The 18,024-nt window shown below is 70.4% G+C and carries 20 protein-coding genes, 1 tRNA gene and 1 riboswitch; of the genes, 15 read left to right on the top strand and 6 right to left on the bottom strand.

What is annotated here, in order from left to right; translation table 11 throughout:
* The first annotated feature begins 312 nt into the window (after window positions 1–312).
* From AC0682_RS18205 to AC0682_RS18240, 8 genes are all read left to right on the top strand, one after another.
* A complete protein-coding gene (locus AC0682_RS18205; RefSeq protein ID WP_478533850.1) occupies window positions 313–1,758 on the top strand; it encodes an amino acid permease in 1,446 nt (481 codons plus the stop codon).
* A gap of 319 nt (window positions 1,759–2,077) precedes the next feature.
* A complete protein-coding gene (locus tag AC0682_RS18210; protein WP_103418873.1) occupies window positions 2,078–2,500 on the top strand; it encodes a M67 family metallopeptidase in 423 nt (140 codons plus the stop codon).
* Between the two features lie 89 nt (window positions 2,501–2,589).
* Window positions 2,590–2,690: riboswitch (cobalamin riboswitch) on the top strand.
* A 60-nt stretch (window positions 2,691–2,750) separates the two neighbouring features.
* A complete protein-coding gene (locus tag AC0682_RS18215) occupies window positions 2,751–3,749 on the top strand; it encodes an ABC transporter substrate-binding protein (protein WP_478533852.1) in 999 nt (332 codons plus the stop codon).
* Window positions 3,746–4,786, top strand: a complete 1,041-nt coding sequence (locus AC0682_RS18220; RefSeq protein WP_254812466.1) for a FecCD family ABC transporter permease — start codon at window positions 3,746–3,748, stop codon at window positions 4,784–4,786. Before AC0682_RS18215 ends, AC0682_RS18220 begins: the two co-directional genes overlap by 4 nt.
* Window positions 4,787–4,895: 109 nt before the next feature.
* Entirely contained in the window at window positions 4,896–5,693 is a 798-nt protein-coding gene (locus AC0682_RS18225) for an ABC transporter ATP-binding protein (protein ID WP_478533854.1), read from the top strand.
* Window positions 5,694–5,762: 69 nt separating this feature from the next.
* Entirely contained in the window at window positions 5,763–5,873 is a 111-nt protein-coding gene (locus AC0682_RS18230) for a putative leader peptide (protein WP_311600399.1), read from the top strand.
* A gap of 117 nt (window positions 5,874–5,990) precedes the next feature.
* Entirely contained in the window at window positions 5,991–6,278 is a 288-nt protein-coding gene (locus tag AC0682_RS18235) for a MoaD/ThiS family protein (RefSeq protein WP_254812468.1), read from the top strand.
* Window positions 6,278–7,228, top strand: a complete 951-nt coding sequence (locus AC0682_RS18240) for a PLP-dependent cysteine synthase family protein (protein WP_254812469.1) — start codon at window positions 6,278–6,280, stop codon at window positions 7,226–7,228. The genes AC0682_RS18235 and AC0682_RS18240 overlap by 1 nt, the downstream gene beginning before the upstream one ends.
* A gap of 157 nt (window positions 7,229–7,385) precedes the next feature.
* Here the strand turns inward: AC0682_RS18240 and AC0682_RS18245 are convergent, their stop codons facing one another.
* Complete coding sequence (locus AC0682_RS18245) at window positions 7,386–7,907, bottom strand: type II toxin-antitoxin system PemK/MazF family toxin (RefSeq protein ID WP_478533855.1); 522 nt, start codon at window positions 7,905–7,907, stop codon at window positions 7,386–7,388.
* A 319-nt stretch (window positions 7,908–8,226) separates the two neighbouring features.
* Here AC0682_RS18245 and AC0682_RS18250 point away from each other — a divergent pair, with 319 nt between their 5' ends.
* A complete protein-coding gene (locus AC0682_RS18250; protein WP_478533856.1) occupies window positions 8,227–8,979 on the top strand; it encodes an MBL fold metallo-hydrolase in 753 nt (250 codons plus the stop codon).
* 75 nt (window positions 8,980–9,054) lie between these two features.
* Here the strand turns inward: AC0682_RS18250 and AC0682_RS18255 are convergent, their stop codons facing one another.
* Both AC0682_RS18255 and AC0682_RS18260 read right to left on the bottom strand, forming a co-directional pair.
* Complete coding sequence (locus tag AC0682_RS18255) at window positions 9,055–10,320, bottom strand: PTS transporter subunit EIIC (RefSeq protein WP_478533857.1); 1,266 nt, start codon at window positions 10,318–10,320, stop codon at window positions 9,055–9,057.
* Window positions 10,321–10,579: 259 nt separating this feature from the next.
* Window positions 10,580–11,839: a PTS transporter subunit EIIC gene (locus tag AC0682_RS18260; RefSeq protein ID WP_478533858.1), complete on the bottom strand. Its 1,260-nt coding sequence runs from the start codon at window positions 11,837–11,839 to the stop codon at window positions 10,580–10,582.
* Window positions 11,840–12,060: 221 nt separating this feature from the next.
* Between AC0682_RS18260 and AC0682_RS18265 the strand changes: the two genes are divergently transcribed.
* The 4 genes from AC0682_RS18265 (at window position 12,061) to rdgB (ending at window position 14,339) form a co-directional block, all read left to right on the top strand.
* Window positions 12,061–12,294 (top strand): PTS sugar transporter subunit IIB, encoded by a 234-nt coding sequence (locus AC0682_RS18265; protein ID WP_015608814.1) that lies wholly within the window; start codon window positions 12,061–12,063, stop codon window positions 12,292–12,294.
* 160 nt (window positions 12,295–12,454) lie between these two features.
* Window positions 12,455–13,192: a ribonuclease PH gene (rph, locus tag AC0682_RS18270; protein ID WP_478533859.1), complete on the top strand. Its 738-nt coding sequence runs from the start codon at window positions 12,455–12,457 to the stop codon at window positions 13,190–13,192.
* A gap of 122 nt (window positions 13,193–13,314) precedes the next feature.
* Window positions 13,315–13,704 (top strand): hypothetical protein, encoded by a 390-nt coding sequence (locus AC0682_RS18275; RefSeq protein WP_254812474.1) that lies wholly within the window; start codon window positions 13,315–13,317, stop codon window positions 13,702–13,704.
* A gap of 32 nt (window positions 13,705–13,736) precedes the next feature.
* Window positions 13,737–14,339, top strand: coding sequence for an RdgB/HAM1 family non-canonical purine NTP pyrophosphatase (rdgB, locus tag AC0682_RS18280; protein ID WP_478533860.1), 603 nt, complete (start codon window positions 13,737–13,739; stop codon window positions 14,337–14,339).
* A gap of 64 nt (window positions 14,340–14,403) precedes the next feature.
* Here rdgB and AC0682_RS18285 read toward each other — a convergent pair.
* The 3 genes from AC0682_RS18285 to bcp form a co-directional block, all read right to left on the bottom strand.
* Window positions 14,404–14,487, bottom strand: a tRNA-Leu gene (locus tag AC0682_RS18285).
* A gap of 324 nt (window positions 14,488–14,811) precedes the next feature.
* Window positions 14,812–16,308 (bottom strand): glycine betaine/L-proline transporter ProP, encoded by a 1,497-nt coding sequence (gene proP, locus AC0682_RS18290; RefSeq protein WP_478533862.1) that lies wholly within the window; start codon window positions 16,306–16,308, stop codon window positions 14,812–14,814.
* Between the two features lie 244 nt (window positions 16,309–16,552).
* Window positions 16,553–17,020 carry a thioredoxin-dependent thiol peroxidase gene (bcp, locus tag AC0682_RS18295; RefSeq protein ID WP_254812476.1) on the bottom strand — a complete coding sequence of 156 codons (468 nt, stop codon included), beginning with the start codon at window positions 17,018–17,020 and terminating at the stop codon, window positions 16,553–16,555.
* A 144-nt stretch (window positions 17,021–17,164) separates the two neighbouring features.
* Here bcp and AC0682_RS18300 point away from each other — a divergent pair, with 144 nt between their 5' ends.
* Together AC0682_RS18300 and AC0682_RS18305 are read left to right on the top strand one after the other, a co-directional pair.
* Window positions 17,165–17,482 carry a DUF3618 domain-containing protein gene (locus tag AC0682_RS18300; protein WP_254812477.1) on the top strand — a complete coding sequence of 106 codons (318 nt, stop codon included), beginning with the start codon at window positions 17,165–17,167 and terminating at the stop codon, window positions 17,480–17,482.
* 97 nt (window positions 17,483–17,579) lie between these two features.
* Window positions 17,580–17,924 (top strand): GroES family chaperonin, encoded by a 345-nt coding sequence (locus AC0682_RS18305; protein WP_254812478.1) that lies wholly within the window; start codon window positions 17,580–17,582, stop codon window positions 17,922–17,924.
* The last annotated feature ends 100 nt before the right edge of the window (window positions 17,925–18,024 follow it).

The following is an 18,024-nucleotide window of genomic DNA, read 5'->3' on the forward strand; positions in this document are numbered from 1 at the left end:
GTAATCCGCGCGTACGTCTTCGCTCAACGGACGCTCAGATCCGGGTAACGATCACCCCAAGACATAAGTGTCCGTTCGTGGGGGATGGAGTTTCTTGTCCGCTTTTATCTGTGGAGTGCGCCACAGAATGTCCCGTCGTGTCCTGTGGCGGCCGTGATAGATCTTCACGACCGCCCGGGGACGTCACCCCTGTTCCCGGGGGTCGCCACAAGCCGGCCGAACGCCGGTGGCACTCCATCCATATCCGGGGGGATCAGGACCTGGTCCGCAGCCTTGAGGGCGCGGATCGGCGTGGAGAAAGGCGCACCACACATGGCATCGGCACAGGTCGACGAGGGACAGGCCGACAGCGGAAGGCCCGGCGCGGACGCCGCGGCGGCCGAGACCGGTGGCGAGGGGTACCAGCGGGGTCTGGGAGCCCGTCAGATCCAGATGATCGCCATCGGCGGAGCCATCGGTACCGGGCTCTTCCTCGGCGCGGGCAAAGCGATCGACCGGGCCGGACCCAGCCTCATCCTGGCCTATGTCCTCGCGGGCCTGGTCATCTTCTTCATCATGCGGGCCCTGGGCGAACTGCTCATGTACCGCCCGGTGTCCGGCTCCTTCTCGGAGTACGCCCGTGAATTCATCGGGCCCTTCTTCGGATTCGTCACCGGCTGGACGTACTGGCTGTTCTGGGTCGTCACCGGAATCACCGAAGTCACCGCCGCCGCCACCTATATGACGTACTGGTGGGACATTCCCCAGTGGCTCTCCGCGCTCGCCTTCACCGTCATTCTCTACGGTGCCAACCTGATCTCCGTGAAGCTCTTCGGTGAGCTGGAGTTCTGGTTCTCCATGGTCAAGGTCACCGCGATCGTCGGCATGATCCTCATCTGCGCGGGCGTCCTGACCATCGGCTTCTCCGACGCGGGCGACACCGCGACCGTCTCGAATCTCTGGAACGACGGCGGGTTCTTCCCCAACGGCATCGGCGGCACGCTGATGACGCTCCAGATCGTCATGTTCGCCTTCCTCGCCGTGGAACTCGTCGGCGTCACGGCGGGGGAGTCCAAGGACCCCGAGACCGTGCTGCCCAGGGCCATCAACACCGTGCCGTGGCGCATCGCCGTCTTCTACGTCGGCGCGCTGATCATGATCCTCTCCGTGGTGCCGTGGTCCACCTTCAAGCCGGGCGTCTCGCCGTTCGTGAAGGCCTTCGAGGAGATGGGGCTCGGCATCGGCGCCGCCATCGTCAACTTCGTCGTCCTGACCGCGGCGCTCTCCTCCTGCAACTCCGGCATGTACTCCACCGGCCGCATGCTCCGCGACCTGGCCATGAACGGCCAGGGCCCGCGCGCCTTCACCAAGCTGACGAAGGGCGGCCTGCCGCTCGTCGGCACCACCTTCTCCGCCGCCCTGATGCTCGTCGGCGTCTGGATCAACTACCAGTGGCCTGGCGAGGCGTTCACCTACGTCGTCTCCTTCGCGACCATCTCCGGCATGTGGGCCTGGATCATGATCCTGATCAGCCAGATCCGCTACCGCCGCCTCGCCGACCGGGGCGTGCTCCCGCACTCCTCGTTCAAGGCCCCGGGCGCCCCGTACACGAGCTGGTTCGCGCTCTGCTTCATCGGCACGGTCATCGTGATGATGGCGGTCGACAAGGACGCCCGGATCTCGCTCTACTGCGCCCCGCTCTGGGCACTCGTCCTCGGCGTCTCCTACCTGGTGCTGACGTCGCGCAGCCCGGAGAACACCGCCTTCGCCAAGCGCTGACCCCTTCGACCCCGAGGGCGGGCCCGCTGACCACGGGCCCATGACCGGCCCTCCTCCCGGACACCCCGGCCACTCCCCCCACGGCCCCGGGTGCCCACCATGCGGCCCCCTGCGTACCACCCACCGGTACGCAGGGGGCCGCATGCTCAGACCGGCAGGGAACCGGGGGCGGCGTCGCGGGGCTGCGCACGCGCATCTGCGGCGTTGTCGTCAATCACCGACGCTCCGCGTCGACCCAACCCTCCGCCTTGCAGCCGCACGCACCCAGCCCCGCTTCTTCTCCCACCCCCCGGTTCCCGGTCGGTCTTATCCTGGCGCCATGCTGACCATCACCCAGGCGCTCCACGACCAGATCGTCGCCCACGCCCGCGCCGACCACCCCGACGAGGCGTGCGGTGTGGTGGCGGGTCCGGCCGGGACCGGGCGCCCCGAGCGCTTCATCCCCATGCTCAACGCCGCCCGCTCGCCCACGTTCTACGAGTTCGACTCCGGCGACCTCCTCAAGCTCTACCGCGAGATGGACGACCGCGACGAGGAGCCCGTGATCATCTACCACTCGCACACCGCGACCGAGGCCTACCCCTCCCGCACCGACGTGACGTACGCCAACGAGCCCGGCGCCCACTACGTCCTGGTCTCCACCGCCGACACCGACGGCTCCGGCCCCTTCCAGTTCCGCTCGTACCGCATCGTGGACGGCGAGATCACCGAGGAAGACGTACAGGTCGTCGAGGCGTACTGAGCCTCAGCGCTTCTTGCCGGGGGCCCCGCCGACCCGCCGGGCGGGTCTGGCACACTGCACCCCAGACCCGAACACAAGGCAGCAGGAACCAGGAAGCCGGTGCGAATCCGGCACGGTCCCGCCACTGTGACCGGACCCCCTCCCGTACGGACACCTCCGCGCGGGAGGGCGGCCCGGAAGCCAGGAACTGGCCCGCCGCCTTCTCCCGCATCGACCAGGGGACGCGGAAATCCCCCGGAGAGGCCCCGCCATGTCCCGGCGCACCCCCGCGCTCATAGCAGCCGCCGTGCTGCTCCCGCTCGCCCTCACCGCCTGCTCCTCCTCGGAGGGCCCCGACGCCAAGGGCAGGCCCGAGGCCGCGGCGAAGAGCGACGGCTTCCCGTACACCGTCACCAACTGCGGTGTCACCACCACGTACAAGGCCCCGCCGAAGCGCGTGGTCACCATGAACCAGCACGTCACCGAGATCATGCTGGAGCTGGGCCTGGCCAAGTCCCTCGTCGGCACCGCCTACCTCGACGACAAGGTCCTGCCGAAGTACGCGAAGGACTACGCCTCCGTCCCGGTCATCGCCAAGGAGTACCCCTCCTACGAGCAGGTCCTCGCCACCAACCCCGACTTCGTCTACGGCGGTTACGCCAGCGCGTTCGCCGCAGGCGACGGGCGCGGGCGCGAGGCGCTGAAGAAGTCCGGCATCGAGACCCGGCTCAACACCGAGAGCTGCGCCGAGGCCGACACCCCGATGGAGACCCTCTACGAGGAGATCCGCGAGGTCGGCCGCACCTTCGGCGTCACCGACCGCGCCGAGGCCTGGATCGAGCAGGCCAAGGCCGACAACGCGGCCACGGCCGAGAAGCTCAAGGACCTCAAGGCCCTGCCCGTCTTCGTCTACGACAGCGGCGACAAGACCGCGTTCACCGCGGGCGGCAAGGGCATCGGCAACGAGCTGATCAAGCGCGCCGGCGGCACCAACGTCTTCGCCGACCTCGACAAGTCCTTCGGGGACGCCTCCTGGGAGAACGTCGTCGCCCGCAAGCCCGAGGCGATCGTGATCTACGACTACGGCTCCACCACCGTCGAGCAGAAGAAGAAGCGCCTCCTCACCGACCCGGCCCTGGCGGACGTCCCGGCCGTCAAGAACAAGCGCTTCGCGGTGATGCCGCTCTCCGACGTGGTCCTCGGCGTCCGCGTCCCCGCCGCCGTCGAGAAGCTCGCGGCCCAGCTCCACCCGGCGGCCACCACCCCGTGACCTGCCGCGCCCCCGCACCGCGGCGGCTGCTGCGCTACACCCTGGTCGTCGGCGTCCTCGCCGCCCTCCTCGCAGCCGCCGTGGTCGCCGCCCTCGCCCTCGGCTCCGTCCGCATCCCGCCCGGCCAGGTGATAGACATCCTGACCGGGCGGGCGGAGGCGAGCCCGTTCCGCACGATCGTCCTGGACGTGCGGCTGCCCCGGGTCCTGCTCGGCATCGTCGTCGGCGCCGGACTGGCCGTCATCGGCACGGTCCTCCAGGCCCTCGTACGCAACCAGCTCGCCGACCCGTTCCTCCTCGGCGTCTCCTCCGGGGCCTCCACCGGCGCGGTCCTGGTGATCGTCCTCGGCATCGGCGCCTCCCTCGCCACCACCGTCACGATCCCCGCCGCCGCGTTCGCGGGCGCCCTGCTCTCCCTGCTGCTCGTCTACACCCTGGCGCGCGGCGGAGGCGGTCTCACCACCAACCGGCTCGTCCTCGCCGGGGTCGCCGTCTCCTACATCCTCTCCGCCCTGACCAGCCTGATCCTGGTCACCTCCGCCCGCGCCGACCACCTCCAGGAGGTCCTCTACTGGACCCTCGGCGGCCTCGGCGCGGCCCGCTGGGACATGCTCGCGCTCCCCGTGACCGCCCTGATCGCCGGTACGGCCGTCCTCCTCACCCTGGCCCGCCCGCTCGACCTGCTCCTGGTGGGGGAGGAGGGCGCGACCGTGCTGGGCCTGGACACCGCCCGCTTCCGGGCCGCCGTCTTCGTCCTCGCCTCGCTGATGACCGGGGCGCTCGTCGCGTACAGCGGGGCCATCGGCTTCGTCGGGCTGATGGTCCCGCACATGGCCCGGATGGCGGTGGGCGCCTCGCACCGCGCGCTGCTGCCGGTGGTCGCGCTCGGCGGCGCGGTGTTCCTGGTCCTCGCGGACCTCGCCGCCCGCACGCTCGCCGCCCCGCAGGACATCCCGGTCGGCGTGCTCACCGCGCTCACCGGCGGCCCGTTCTTCCTGTGGATGCTGCGGCGCAGGCCGGAAGGGGCACCGGCATGAGCACCGTACGCTCCGCGCCTCCGGCCGGGGGCGGCGCCCGCACGACCACCGCAGGTACGGCTGAGGGAGTGCCCCGCATGAAGACGCCACTCCCCGAGGGAGCCCGCCCGTGACCACCCTGCGCGCCGAGGCCCTCTCGTACGGCACCGGCGAAGGCCGCCACCTCGTCGACGCGGTCGACCTCACCGCCGCCGACGGCGAGACGGTCGGCCTGGTCGGCCCCAACGGCAGCGGCAAGACCACCCTCCTGCGCTGCGTCTACGGCACCCTGCGCCCCACCCACGGCCGGGTCCTCCTGGACGGCGACGACCTCGCCACCCTCCCGGTGAAGGCCCGCGCCCGCCGCATCGCCACCGTCCCGCAGGAGAGCCACGCCGGGTTCGAGCTGACCGTCGGCCAGGTCGTCGCCATGGGCCGTGCCCCGCACAAGCGGTTCTGGGAGGCGGACAGCGCCGCCGACACCGCCCTGGTCACCGACGCCCTGGAGCGGGTCGGGATCGCCGCGCTCGAACCCCGTACCTTCGCCTCCCTCTCCGGCGGCGAACGCCAACGGGCCCTGGTCGCCCGCGCCCTGGTCCAGCAGCCCGCGCTCGTCGTCCTGGACGAGCCGACCAACCACCTGGACATCCGCTACCAGCTGGAGATCCTCTCCCTGGTCCGCGGCCTCGGCACCACCAACCTGCTGGCCCTGCACGACCTCAACCTCGCCGCGTACTACTGCGACCGCGTCTACGTCCTCAAGGACGGCCGGGTCGTCGCCTCCGGCACCCCGGAGGAGGTGCTGACGGCGGAGCTGCTGGGCGAGGTGTACGGCGTCGCCGCCGAGGTGAGCACCCACCCGAAGACCGGCGCCCCCACCGTCGTCTACCTCCCGGAAGGGCCCGGACGCCCCGCGCTGTCCAGATGATGGTCGCCAATCATCCACCATGTGGGATCACACTCGGGTTTCCGGACCGGGAATCGATACGATGCCCGCATGGTTCCCCATGACGTGAGCAACAGGACGCCGGGCACACTGCTCGTCGCGCGGCTGCACGTCGACCTGTGCAGGCTCAAGAGCGCGATCTGTCCCCCGCCCGCAGCCTGACCGCGAGCCGCACGGCCTGACCGCCGGGCCCGCGCGAGCCCCACGCCCCACACCCCCTGCGCGGGGGAAGAAACGCGCGCCCCACGCCACCTCCCGCTTTCGACAGGAGCCCACGCCATGGCCATCGAGGTCCGCATCCCGACCATCCTCCGCACCTACACCGACGGCGCCAAGGCCGTCGAAGGCAACGGGGACACCCTCGCCGACCTCTTCGCCGACCTGGACAGCCGCCACAACGGCATCCGTGAGCGACTCGTCGACGCCGCGAACGGCGAACAGCTCCGCCGCTTCGTGAACGTCTACCTCAACGACGAGGACGTCCGCTTCCTGGACGGCATCTCCACCAAGCTCAGCGACGGCGACAACGTCACCATCCTCCCGGCCGTCGCCGGCGGCATGCGCTGATGCGGTACGACTCCCCGCTGGCGGCCGTGGGGAACACCCCCCTCGTCCGCCTCCCGCGGCTGTCCCCGTCCGAGGACGTCCGCATCTGGGCCAAGCTGGAGGACCGCAACCCCACCGGCTCGATCAAGGACCGCCCCGCGCTCCACATGGTCGAACAGGCGGAGAAGGACGGCCGGCTCACCCCCGGCTGCACCATCCTGGAGCCCACCAGCGGCAACACCGGCATCTCGCTCGCCATGGCGGCCAAGCTCAAGGGCTACCGCATCGTCTGCGTCATGCCGGAGAACACCTCGCAGGAGCGGCGCGACCTGCTCGCCATGTGGGGCGCCGAGATCATCTCCTCCCCGGCCGCCGGGGGCTCCAACACCGCCGTCCGCGTCGCGAAGGAGCTGGCCGCCGAGCACCCGGACTGGGTGATGCTCTACCAGTACGGCAACCCGGACAACGCGGGCGCCCACTACGCCACCACCGGCCCGGAGATCCTCACCGACCTCCCCTCCATCACGCACTTCGTGGCGGGCCTCGGCACCACCGGCACCCTGATGGGCGTCGGCCGCTACCTCCGCGAACACCGCCCCGGCATCCAGGTCGTCGCCGCCGAGCCGCGCTACGACGACCTGGTCTACGGCCTCCGCAACCTGGACGAGGGCTTCGTCCCCGAGCTGTACGACGCCTCGGTCCTCACCACCCGCTTCTCGGTCGGCTCCGCCGACGCGGTCACCCGCACCCGCGAACTCCTCCAGCAGGAGGGCATCTTCGCGGGCGTCTCCACCGGCGCCGCGCTCCACGCGGCGATCGGCGTGGGCAGGAAGGCGGTCAAGGCGGGGGAGAGCGCGGACATCGTCTTCGTGGTGGCGGACGGTGGCTGGAAGTACCTCTCGACGGGCGTCTACACGGCCGAGACCACGGAGGCGGCCATCGAGACGCTCCAGGGCCAACTCTGGGCGTAGCACCAGCCCGTCCGGGCGCACCACCCCAGCCGGCCCGGCGTCGGAGGACATCCTCACGCCGGGCAGGGGTCCGCCCCCACAGGCCCGGGGCACCCTTTCCAGCCCCTGTGGCGCTTGAGGAGCGGGGCCCGGGGCAGCGCCCCGAGGGGCCCCGCCCTCACCCCGCCCCCAACCCCCGCACCCGCTCCCACACTCCCGCGTCCACCACGCCCACCCGGCGCCGGAACGCCCCCACGCGAACCTCCCGCAACTCGTCCGTCTCCAGGAAGCTCCGCCGGCCCCGCTGATCCCCGACCGCCCCCGCCGGCAGCGGGATCACCCCGGGCCGCCCACCCTGGTCCTTGCTGGTGATCTTGGCGACGAGCGCCGTGGCGCCCCGCCCCCGTCCCCGTACGGAGAGGACCAGGCACGGCCGGTCCTTGGACCCGGGCCCGTCCTCGTACGGCACATCGGCCCACCACACCTCACCCGCCCGAGGCGCACGCCCCTCCCCGCGCCCCGCCGGACCCGAGGGCCGAGACGGAGGCCTGGTCGATGCCGCAGGCCGTCCGGGCCGTCCTGATCGCCCGGGCCCCCGCCCATCCGGCCCCCGCCCCGACCGTCCGCGCCCGTCCACCACCGCGGCGACGAGGGCCAGCAGAACCACGGCGACCAGCGCCACCCACCAGAACGTGTCCATGCCCCGACCGTACCGGCGCCGGGTACGCCCCTCATGCCCCGCCCACGCCCCGCCCGACGCCGGCCCCCGGGCGGCGCGCCCGGGCCCACGGTGGACGCGCTTCCATCGAACCGGTGACAGAGCAGGTGAGTTCCCCCACAACGGCAGGCGGCAGAGGAGCGACGCGGAGTTCCGCGCCTTACGCTCGACGGACCGCAAGACGTTCCGGCAAGCAGGACGCGCACGGCCCCACCCGCACGACCTGCCCGTACGAACTCCACCCGCACGCACCCACCCGCACGAACCCTCCCCGTTCCCAGGTCCCGGAGGTTCACGCTCCATGAAGCTCACCGTCGTCGGCTGCTCCGGCTCGTTCCCGTCCCCGGGGTCGGCATGCTCGAGCTACCTCGTAGAGGCCGACGGCTTCCGGCTGCTCCTCGACATGGGCAACGGCGCCCTGGGCGAGCTGCAGCGCCACGTCGGTCTCTACGACCTCGACGCCATCTTCCTCAGCCACCTCCACGCCGATCACTTCATCGACATGTGCGCGTACTTCGTGGTGCGCTACTACCGCCACGACGGCGCCCGTCCCGTCCCCCTTCCGGTCTACGGCCCCGAGGGCACCGAGCAGCGCCTGACCGCCGCGCACGGCGACACCCCGTCCGACCGGGCGATGAGCGAGGTCTTCGACTTCCACACGCTCAAGGGGGACGCCTTCGAGATCGGCCCCTTCTCGGTCGTGACGGAGAAGCTCCGGCACCCCGTCGACACCTTCGGCATCCGGATCGAGCACGGCGGCTCCACCCTCGCCTACTCCGGCGACACGGGGACCTGCGACGCCCTGGAGGAGCTGGCCCGGGACGCGGACCTGTTCCTCTGCGAGGCCTCGTTCGTCGACGGCAAGGAAGACATCCCCGACCTGCACCTCAACGGCCGGGAGGCCGGTGAGGCCGCCGCCCGCGCGGGTGTGCGCCGACTGGTCCTCACGCACATCCCGCCCTGGACGGACGAGGCCCGCAACCTCGCCGACGCGCAGGCGGCCTACCCGGGTCCGGTCGAACTGGCCGTGCCGGGCGCGGTGTACGAGGTCTGAGTACGCGTACGACGAGACCCCCGCCTCCAGGAGGAGGCGGGGGTCTCGTCGTACAGGCCGTGAGGTGCGTACGGGCTACTTCGCCTCGGCCTTCTGCAGCTCGGCCAGCTCCTCGTCCGACTCCCGGCCCGGGGTCGGGAGGTTGAACTTGGTGATCGCGAAGCGGAAGACGACGTAGTAGAGCGCCGCGAAGCAGAGGCCGACCAGGACCAGCAGCCAGGGCTTCGACGCGATGCCGAGGTTCAGCAGGAAGTCGATCAGGCCGGCGGAGAAGCCGAAGCCGTCCCTGATGCCGAGCGCCCAGGTCAGGGCCATCGACACACCGGTCAGCACGGCGTGGATCGCGTACAGCACCGGGGCGATGAACATGAAGGTGAACTCGATCGGCTCGGTCACACCGGTGACGAACGAGGTCAGCGCGAGGGAGAACATCATGCCGCCGACGACCTTGCGGCGCTCGGGGCGGGCGCAGTGGACGATGGCGAGGCAGGCCGCCGGGAGGGCGAACATCATGATCGGGAAGAAGCCGGTCATGAACTGCCCGGCGTTCGGGTCACCGGCCAGGAAGCGGGCGATGTCACCGTGCTTGCCCTCGAACTCACCGGCCTGGAACCAGGGGAAGGAGTTCAGCAGGTGGTGCATGCCGACCGGGATCAGCGCACGGTTGGCGACACCGAAGATGCCCGCGCCGACGGCGCCGGAGCCGACGAGCCACTCACCGAAGTTGTGCAGACCGGTGCCGAGGACCGGCCAGATCAGACCGAAGACGATACCGATGACGAGACCCGCGAAGGCGGAGAGGATCGGGACCAGGCGGCGGCCGCTGAAGAAGCCCGCCCAGTCGGGCAGCTTCGTCCGGTAGAACTTCTGGTACAGCAGCGCCACGACGATGCCCATCACGACACCGCCGAGGACACCGGCGTTGACCGGGGCGTCGTTCATCACGATCTTGCCGTCGGCGACGCTGGCGACCTGGGGCAGGTTGCTGTCCGTGAAGGTGGCGAGCACCTTCTGGAAGACGAGGTAGCCGGTGACGGCGGCGAGCGCGGTGGAGCCGTCCGACTTCTTGGCGAAGCCGATCGCGATGCCGACGGCGAAGAGCAGCGGCATGTTGTCGAGGAGGGCGCCACCGCCGGCGGCCATGTATCCGGCGAGCTTCGTGATGAAGGTCGGGAAGGAGTCGCGGCCCAGCATGTCGCTCTGGCCGAAGCGGACCAGGAGCGCGGCGGCCGGCAGCACGGCGACCGGCAGCATGAGGCTGCGGCCGATGCGCTGCATGACGGCCATGGCGCCGGCGCCCTTCTTCTTCTCGGCCGCGGGTGCGGTCTCAGCCGTAGTCATCAACTTCCTCCATGGGACACGGTGCCGCCCGGGACGATCGATGAGGGGAGGCGGCGACTCGACAGACGGCGGCAGACAGCCGTGGTCTGGACCACTCAGTGGTGTAGACCAGTTTTAGCACGGTGAGGGTTAGATAAGGAACCTGCAATTCCCTGTTGATTCGCGGTAGTAGATCCGGCACGTTCGGTGACATGCGCAAGGCCCCCGGACCGACTGGTCCGAGGGCCTTGCGCGATCCGGGGAAGCCCCGGCTGACCTGCTACTTCGTGAGATCCTTCTCGATCTGGCGCTCGATCTCCTCCGGCTCCCGGCCGGGGGTCTTGAGGTCGAACTTGGTGATCGCGAAGCGGAAGATCACGTAGTAGACCACCGCGAAGCACGCGCCGATCGGGATGATCAGCCACGGTTTCGTATCCAGGTGCCAGTTGACGATGTAGTCGATCAACCCGGCCGAGAAGCTGAACCCGGCATGCACCCCCAGCAGCCAGGTGATGCCCATCGAGGCCCCCGTGAGCACCGCGTGCACGCCGTACAGCAGCGGCGCGACGAACATGAACGAGAACTCGATCGGCTCCGTCACGCCGGTGACGAACGAGGTCAGCGCCACCGACACCATCAGCCCGCCGACCTCCTTGCGGCGCTCGGGGCGCGCGCAGTGGGTGATCGCCAGCGCGGCGGCGGGCAGGCCGAACATCATGATCGGGAAGAAGCCCGAGGTGAACTGGCCGGCCGACGGGTCCCCGGCGAAGAACCGGGAGATGTCGCCCTGGACGGTCTGGCCGTCCGCCCCGGTGAACTCGCCTGCCTGGAACCAGAAGAACGTGTTCAGGAACTGGTGCATGCCGATCGGGATCAGCAGCCGGTTCGCGAAGCCGAAGATGGCCGCGCCCCACGAGCCGAGGCCGATCAGCTGCTTGGAGAACCAGGTCAGCCCGTCGCCCACCGGCTGCCACAGCAGCCCGAACAGCACGCCGAGAACCACGCAGAGGAACGCCATCAGGATCGGCACCAGGCGCCGGCCGTTGAAGAAGCCGAGCCAGTCGACCAGCTTGGTGCGGTGGTAGCGCTGCCAGACCACGGCGGTCAGCAGGCCGATCAGGATGCCGCCGAGGACGCCCGGGTTCTGCGGTTCGCCCGCGGGCAGCTCGTCCGTCACCGTTCCGTCGATGGGGAACGCGCCGAGGACCCCCCGGTAGACCAGGAAGCCCACGACGGCGGCGAGCGCGGTGGAGCCGTCGGCCTTCTTGGCGAAGCCGATGGCCACGCCGATGCAGAAGAGCAGGGGGAGGCCGACCTTGCCGTCGAGGATCGCCGTGCCTCCGTTGAGCAGCACCAGGGAGGTCTTGTCCCAGAAGGCGCCGTGCAGATAGGAGGAGAACAGGTTCCCGAGGCTGACGAGCAGGCCGGCCGCGGGGAGGACGGCCACCGGGAGCTGGAGGCTGCGGCCGACCTTCTGCAAGCCCTGGACCGGCCCGTTCCACCATCGTGGCTGCGATGCCGCAGCGGCGCTCGAACTCATCGGCGTCCTTTCCGGAACTGGCCTCGTTTGGCGGTTGTCCGAAACTGGTGTAGACCAGTTGCGTCACGGTCCGGGCCCGCCTCTGGGGCAGGGTGCCGGTGATCGTTATCTTTGGTGATAGTGCGGTTACCCGCCCGCGAAGTTGGGCCAACCGTGCGTTACCGTGACGAAACGGACCCGCAGCGGGCGGCCCGTCTGCACGCGAAAACCAGGGAGAAGGCATGGCCACCAAGGCTGAGAAGATCGTCGCCGGGCTCGGCGGCATCGAGAACATCGACGAGATCGAGGGCTGCATCACCCGGCTGCGCACCGAGGTCCACGACGCCAGCAAGGTCGACGAAGCCGCCCTCAAGGCCGCCGGAGCCCACGGAGTCGTGAAGATGGGCACCGCGATCCAGGTCGTCATCGGCACCGACGCCGACCCCATCGCCGCCGACATCGAAGACATGATGTGACCGGCTGACACCCCGCCGCCGTCACGCCGTAGGCCCCCGCACCCCCCGGTGCCGGGGCCTACGCCGTACACGCACGCCCCCCGGCCCGCCCCCGGGCCCCGGCCCCCCGGCCCTCACGCACCCGAACGGAGCCACCCCCGCCAACGGATAGGGTCGGCCCATGTCTCGCATCGACGGCCGCACCCCCGAACAGCTCCGCCCCGTCACCATCGAACGCGGCTGGAGCAAGCACGCCGAGGGCTCAGTCCTCATCTCCTTCGGCGACACCAGAGTCCTCTGCACCGCCTCCGTCACCGAAGGCGTCCCCCGCTGGCGCAAGGGCAGCGGCGAGGGCTGGGTCACCGCCGAGTACTCCATGCTGCCCCGCTCCACCAACACCCGCGGCGACCGCGAAGCCGTACGCGGCAAGATCGGCGGCCGCACCCACGAGATCAGCCGCCTGATCGGCCGCTCCCTGCGCGCCGTCATCGACTACAAGGCCCTCGGCGAGAACACCGTCGTCCTGGACTGCGACGTCCTCCAGGCCGACGGCGGCACCCGTACGGCCGCCGTCACCGGCGCCTACGTCGCCCTCGCCGACGCCGTCACCTGGGCCCAGGGCAAGAAGATCGTCAAGGCCGGCCGCAAGCCGCTCACCGACACCGTCGCCGCCGTCAGCGTCGGCATCGTCGACGGCACCCCCCTCCTCGACCTCTGCTACGAGGAGGACGTCCGGGCCGAGACCGACATGAACGTCGTCTGCACCGGCGACGGCCGCTTCGTCGAGGTCCAGGGCACCGCCGAGGGCGCCCCCTTCGACCGCAAGGAGCTGGGCTCGCTCCTGGACCTCGCCACCGCGGGCTGCGTCGACCTCGCCGCCCTCCAGCGGGACGCCCTCGCCGCCACGCAGAACGCCTAGCCACTCACCCTCCCCGGGGGAAGAGGCAACCGAACAAGCACCCCAGCGCGTCGTCACGGGCACGGGCGCACGGGTCGAACCGTGCGCCCGTCCGCGTAACCATCCCGGGGAGGGACCGCACCATGGCTTCGCGCCGCCACCAACGCCTCGCACTCGCCACCGCCGCCGCCCTGCTGACGCTGACCACCGCCGTCGGCTGCGCCGGCCTCGACAAGGCCCTCGACTGCGTCCGCACCGCCGACGCCATCGCCACCAGCGTCGGCAACCTCCAACGGGCCGTCTCCAGCGCCTCCGACGACATCACCCAGGCCTCCGAAGCCCTGGACGAGATCGACCGCGAACTCAAGAACCTCGGCGACACCACGGACGACGCCGACCTCTCCCAGGCGGTCGACGACCTCAAGGCGGGCGTCACGAACGTGCGCCAGTCCATCGAGAAGGGCGACGCCACCCCCGACATCACCCCGGTGACGGACGCGGCGGGCGAGATCGGCAAGGTCTGCACCCCGTAGGCCCCACCCCCCGGCGCGGCGATAATCGGTGCATGAAGCGCCTGATCCTCGCCACCCGCAACGCCGGGAAAATCACCGAACTGCACGCCATCCTCGCCGACGCGGGACTCGACTACGACCTCGTCGGCGCGGACGCGTACCCGGACATCCCCGACGTCAAGGAGACCGGCGTCACCTTCGCCGAGAACGCGCTCCTCAAGGCCCACGCCCTCGCCCAGGCCACCGGCCTCCCGGCCGTCGCCGACGACTCCGGCCTCTGCGTCGAGGTCCTCGGCGGCGCCCCCGGCATCTTCTCGGCCCGCTGGTCCGGCATCCACGGCGACGACCAGGCCAACCTGAACCTGCTCCTGGCCCAGCTCGGCGACATCGCGGCCCCCCACCGCACCGCCCACTTCGCCTGCGCCGCCGCCCTGGCCCTCCCCGACGGCACCGAACGCGTCGTCGAGGGCCGCCTCCCCGGCACCCTGCGCCACACCCCGTCCGGCACAGGAGGCTTCGGCTACGACCCGATCCTCCAGCCCGACGGCGAGACCCGCACCTGCGCGGAACTGGCCCCGGCCGAGAAGAACGCCATCAGCCACCGCGGCAAGGCGTTCCGGGCGCTGGTGCCGGTGGTGCGGGAGCTGGTGGGGTGACACGCCACTCCGGACATCGAGAGGGCCGCCCCTGGCCGGCCAGGGGCGGCCCTCCCGGTTCCTGTGCGGCCGGTGGGACTCGAACCCACACGGGATCTCTCCCACGGCGTTCTAAGCGCCGCTCGTATGCCAATTCCGACACGGCCGCATCTGAGAGCCATGCTAGCGGGGAGGGTGTCCCCCACGGTACGGGCATACGAATCAGGCTCTTGTCCGACTCCTCGGTCGTCGCTTACGGCACGTGAGCGGCCATCGTCCGGCATCCCCAGACGGCGTGCTGTGCCCCGGATGCTGTCGGCCGACGCCGCTGCAGCCCGTGACTCGTCTGTGGTGAAGGGGAGATCCGGTTGCGGGCGGTTCAGCCCCGGGTAGTGGCTGACGTCGGTTCCGGCGGCGGCGACAAGGCGGCCCGCTTGTCGGACGGTTGCGTCCGTCATCCGGAGGGGGCCGGAGGGGCAGGCCGACGCAGAGGTCAGAACTTCGGTGCCGGTGCCTGGGCCTGGACCAGTTCGGCGGCCTCCTCCGCCGTCTCCACCGAGGGCGGGGAGCCGGACAGGGGCTGCTGGGCGGTCTCCTTCATGCAGGCCACCGCGATCACGCCGACCAGGGCCGCGGCCATCGCGTAGTAGGCGGGCATCAGGTTGGAGCCGGTCCAGCTGATCAGGGCGGTGATCACCAGCGGGGTCGTGCCGCCGAAGATCGACGCGGAGAGGTTGTAGCCGACCGAGAGGGAGCCGTAGCGGACGTTCGTCGGGAACAGGGCCGGGAGGGACGCCGACATCGTGCCGAGCATGCAGACCAGGGAGAGGCCCAGCATCAGCATGCCGGCCGTGACCGGGACGATGCCGTCGATCCGGATGAGGAGGAACGCGGGGAGGGAGAGGAAGAGGAAGCCCAGCATCCCGCTCATCAGCAGCGGTTTGCGGCCGAAGCGGTCGGAGAGCCGGCCGACCTGGGCGATGACCGTCATCAGCAGCACCATCACGGCGAGCAGGATCAGCAGCCCGTGCGTCTCGCTGTAGCCGAGTTCGTCGGAGAGGTACGTCGGCATGTACGACAGCAGCATGTAGTCGGTGATGTTGTACGCGCCCACCAGGCAGATGCAGAGGATCAGCGTCGGCCAGTACTGGCGGAAGATCTTCGCCAGGTCCCCCTTGGCCGTCGTCTCCACGCCGTCCGCCGCCTCGCTCGCGTGCGCCGTGCCGCCCTCCAGCTTCTGGAAGGCCGGGGTCTCGTCGAGCCTGAGTCGCAGGTAGAGGCCCACCAGGCCCAGCGGGCCCGCGACGAGGAACGGGATCCTCCAGCCCCAGGACTCCATCTGGGCGGTGTCCAGGAGGGCGTACAGGGCCGTCACCAGCCCGGCCGCGCACACGTAGCCCGCCAAGGTGCCGAACTCCAGGAAGCTGCCGAAGAAGCCACGGCGCTTGTCGGGGGCGTACTCCGCGATGAACGTGGACGCGCCCCCGTACTCACCGCCCGTTGAGAAGCCCTGGAGCATCCGGAAGAAGATCAGCAGGACCGCGGCCCAGACCCCGATCGTGTCGTAGGAGGGGATCAGGCCGATGGCGAACGTCCCCACCGCCATCAGGATCATCGTCAGTGCGAGGATCTTCTTGCGGCCGATCTTGTCACCCATCGGGCCGAAGAACATGCCCCCGAGCGGCCGTACGAGGAAGGCCACCGCGAAGGTCGCGAAGGAGGAGAGGAGCTGGGTCGTGTCGTTCCCGGACGGGAAGAACACATGGCCGATCGTGACGGCCAGGTAGGAGTAGATGCCGAAGTCGAACCACTCCATGGCGTTCCCGAGCGAGGCGGCCTTCACGGCCCGCTTCACCGCGGCGTCGTCCGTGACGGTGATGTCCGTCCTGCGCAGCGGCGGGTTCCTGCGCTTGCGGATGGCCCGGAAGAGCGCGGGGTGGCGTTTGACCGCTTCGGGGTCGGCCGCCTGGTGGGGGTCGGGGGCCGCCATGGCCGGGGTCCTTTCCTCGGAGGGTGTTCCAGGAAAGGCTTCTGCGCGGCGGTGGCGGTCGCAAACCGACTTCACGGCCGGATGCGATGTCCCTCACATGTTCCCGGCACCCTTCCCCGTGCGCGTTCCCGAGGCCGGGCGGACGGGTGTGTTGCCGTGGCGTACGGGGCGGGGGACGTGGAGGGTACGGCTCCGCCCCGCTCCGATGGCCCATCCGGGGCGGGGCGGGGCGGGGCGGGTGGCCTCAGATGCCCAGGTCCTTGATGATCTTCGCCACGTGGCCCGTCGCCTTGACGTTGTAGAAGGCGTGCTCGACGTCGCCGTCCTCGTCCACGACGATCGTGGAGCGGATCACGCCCGTCACCACTTTGCCGTAGAGCTTCTTCTCGCCGAAGGCTCCGTACGCCTCCAGGGTCTCCTTGGACGGGTCGCCGACCAGCGTGACCTTGAGGTTCTCCTTCTCGCGGAACTTCGCGAGCTTCTCCGGCTTGTCGGGGGAGACGCCGATGACGTCGTACCCGGCGCCCGTGAGGAGGTCGAGGTTGTCCGTGAAGTCGCAGGCCTGCTTGGTGCACCCGGGGGTAAGCGCTGCCGGGTAGAAGTAGACGATGACCTTGCGGCCCTTGTGGTCCGCGAGCGAGACCTCGTTGCCGTCGGCGTCGGGAAGGGTGAAGGCCGGAGCGGGGTCGCCGGGCGTGAGTCGCACGCTCATGGGGGTTCTCCTCGGGTGGTGCGCGGGTCGGACGGGACCGAGCGTAATAGGGGTGCCGCCGGGTGTGCGGGGGTTCGAGCTGACAGACTGTCGACGAAGGTTCAGATGAAGGTTTACCGGAGACACGACCACGGAGGCGGCGCAGTGTCGGATGCCAGGACCCCTGCGCAGATCGAGGCGGACATCATCAGCAGGCGCGAGCAGCTCGCTGTGGTGCTCGACGAGATCGGGGTGCGGGTACACCCGAAGACGATCATCGGTGACGCGAAGGCGAGGGTGGCCGCGAACGTGGACCGTACGGCCGGCCGGGCGTTCGTCGCGGTGAATCGCTCGGTGTCGGAGGTGAAGGCCCAGTTCGTCGCGGCGGACGGCTCGCCGCGGCTGGAGCGGGTGATCCCCGCCGCGCTGCTGGTGGTGGGGGTGGTGGGGCTGCTCAGCGTCTCGAAGCGCCGCCGGAAGTGACGGGTCCGATGCGCTCCCCGGTGGGCTGTACGGGCTCCGGTGGGCCGTACGGGCCCCTCGGGCGTGCGCGGGGTCGTGGTGACGGTAGGTTGCGGGCGTGAGCGACAAGACCCACGACGATGACAAGCTGCCCATCCGCATGTTGCACGACCGTGTCCTGGTGCGGAACGACTCCGCCGAGGGCGAGCGGCGTTCCGGTGGCGGCATCCTGATCCCCGCGACGGCCGCGGTGGGCCGCCGGCTCTCCTGGGCGGTGGTGGTCGCGGTCGGCCAGAGCGTGCGGACAGTGGAGCCCGGGGACCGGGTGCTGTACGACCCCGAGGACCGTGCCGAGGTCGAGGTGCGGGGCGTGGCGTACGTGCTGATGCGCGAGCGCGACCTGCACGCGGTGGCGGCGGACCGGTTCGAGGGGTCGGTGGACTCCACCGGGCTGTATCTGTAGGGATCTGTAGGGCGAGCGTGGGGGGGGGGGGGGGGGGGGGCGGGGCGCGCAACGCCCCGCAGAGACCGTTTTCTGTGTGTGTCCCACACCCACAACACAC

It is taken from the genome of Streptomyces sp. NPDC043746 (genome assembly GCF_056436485.1).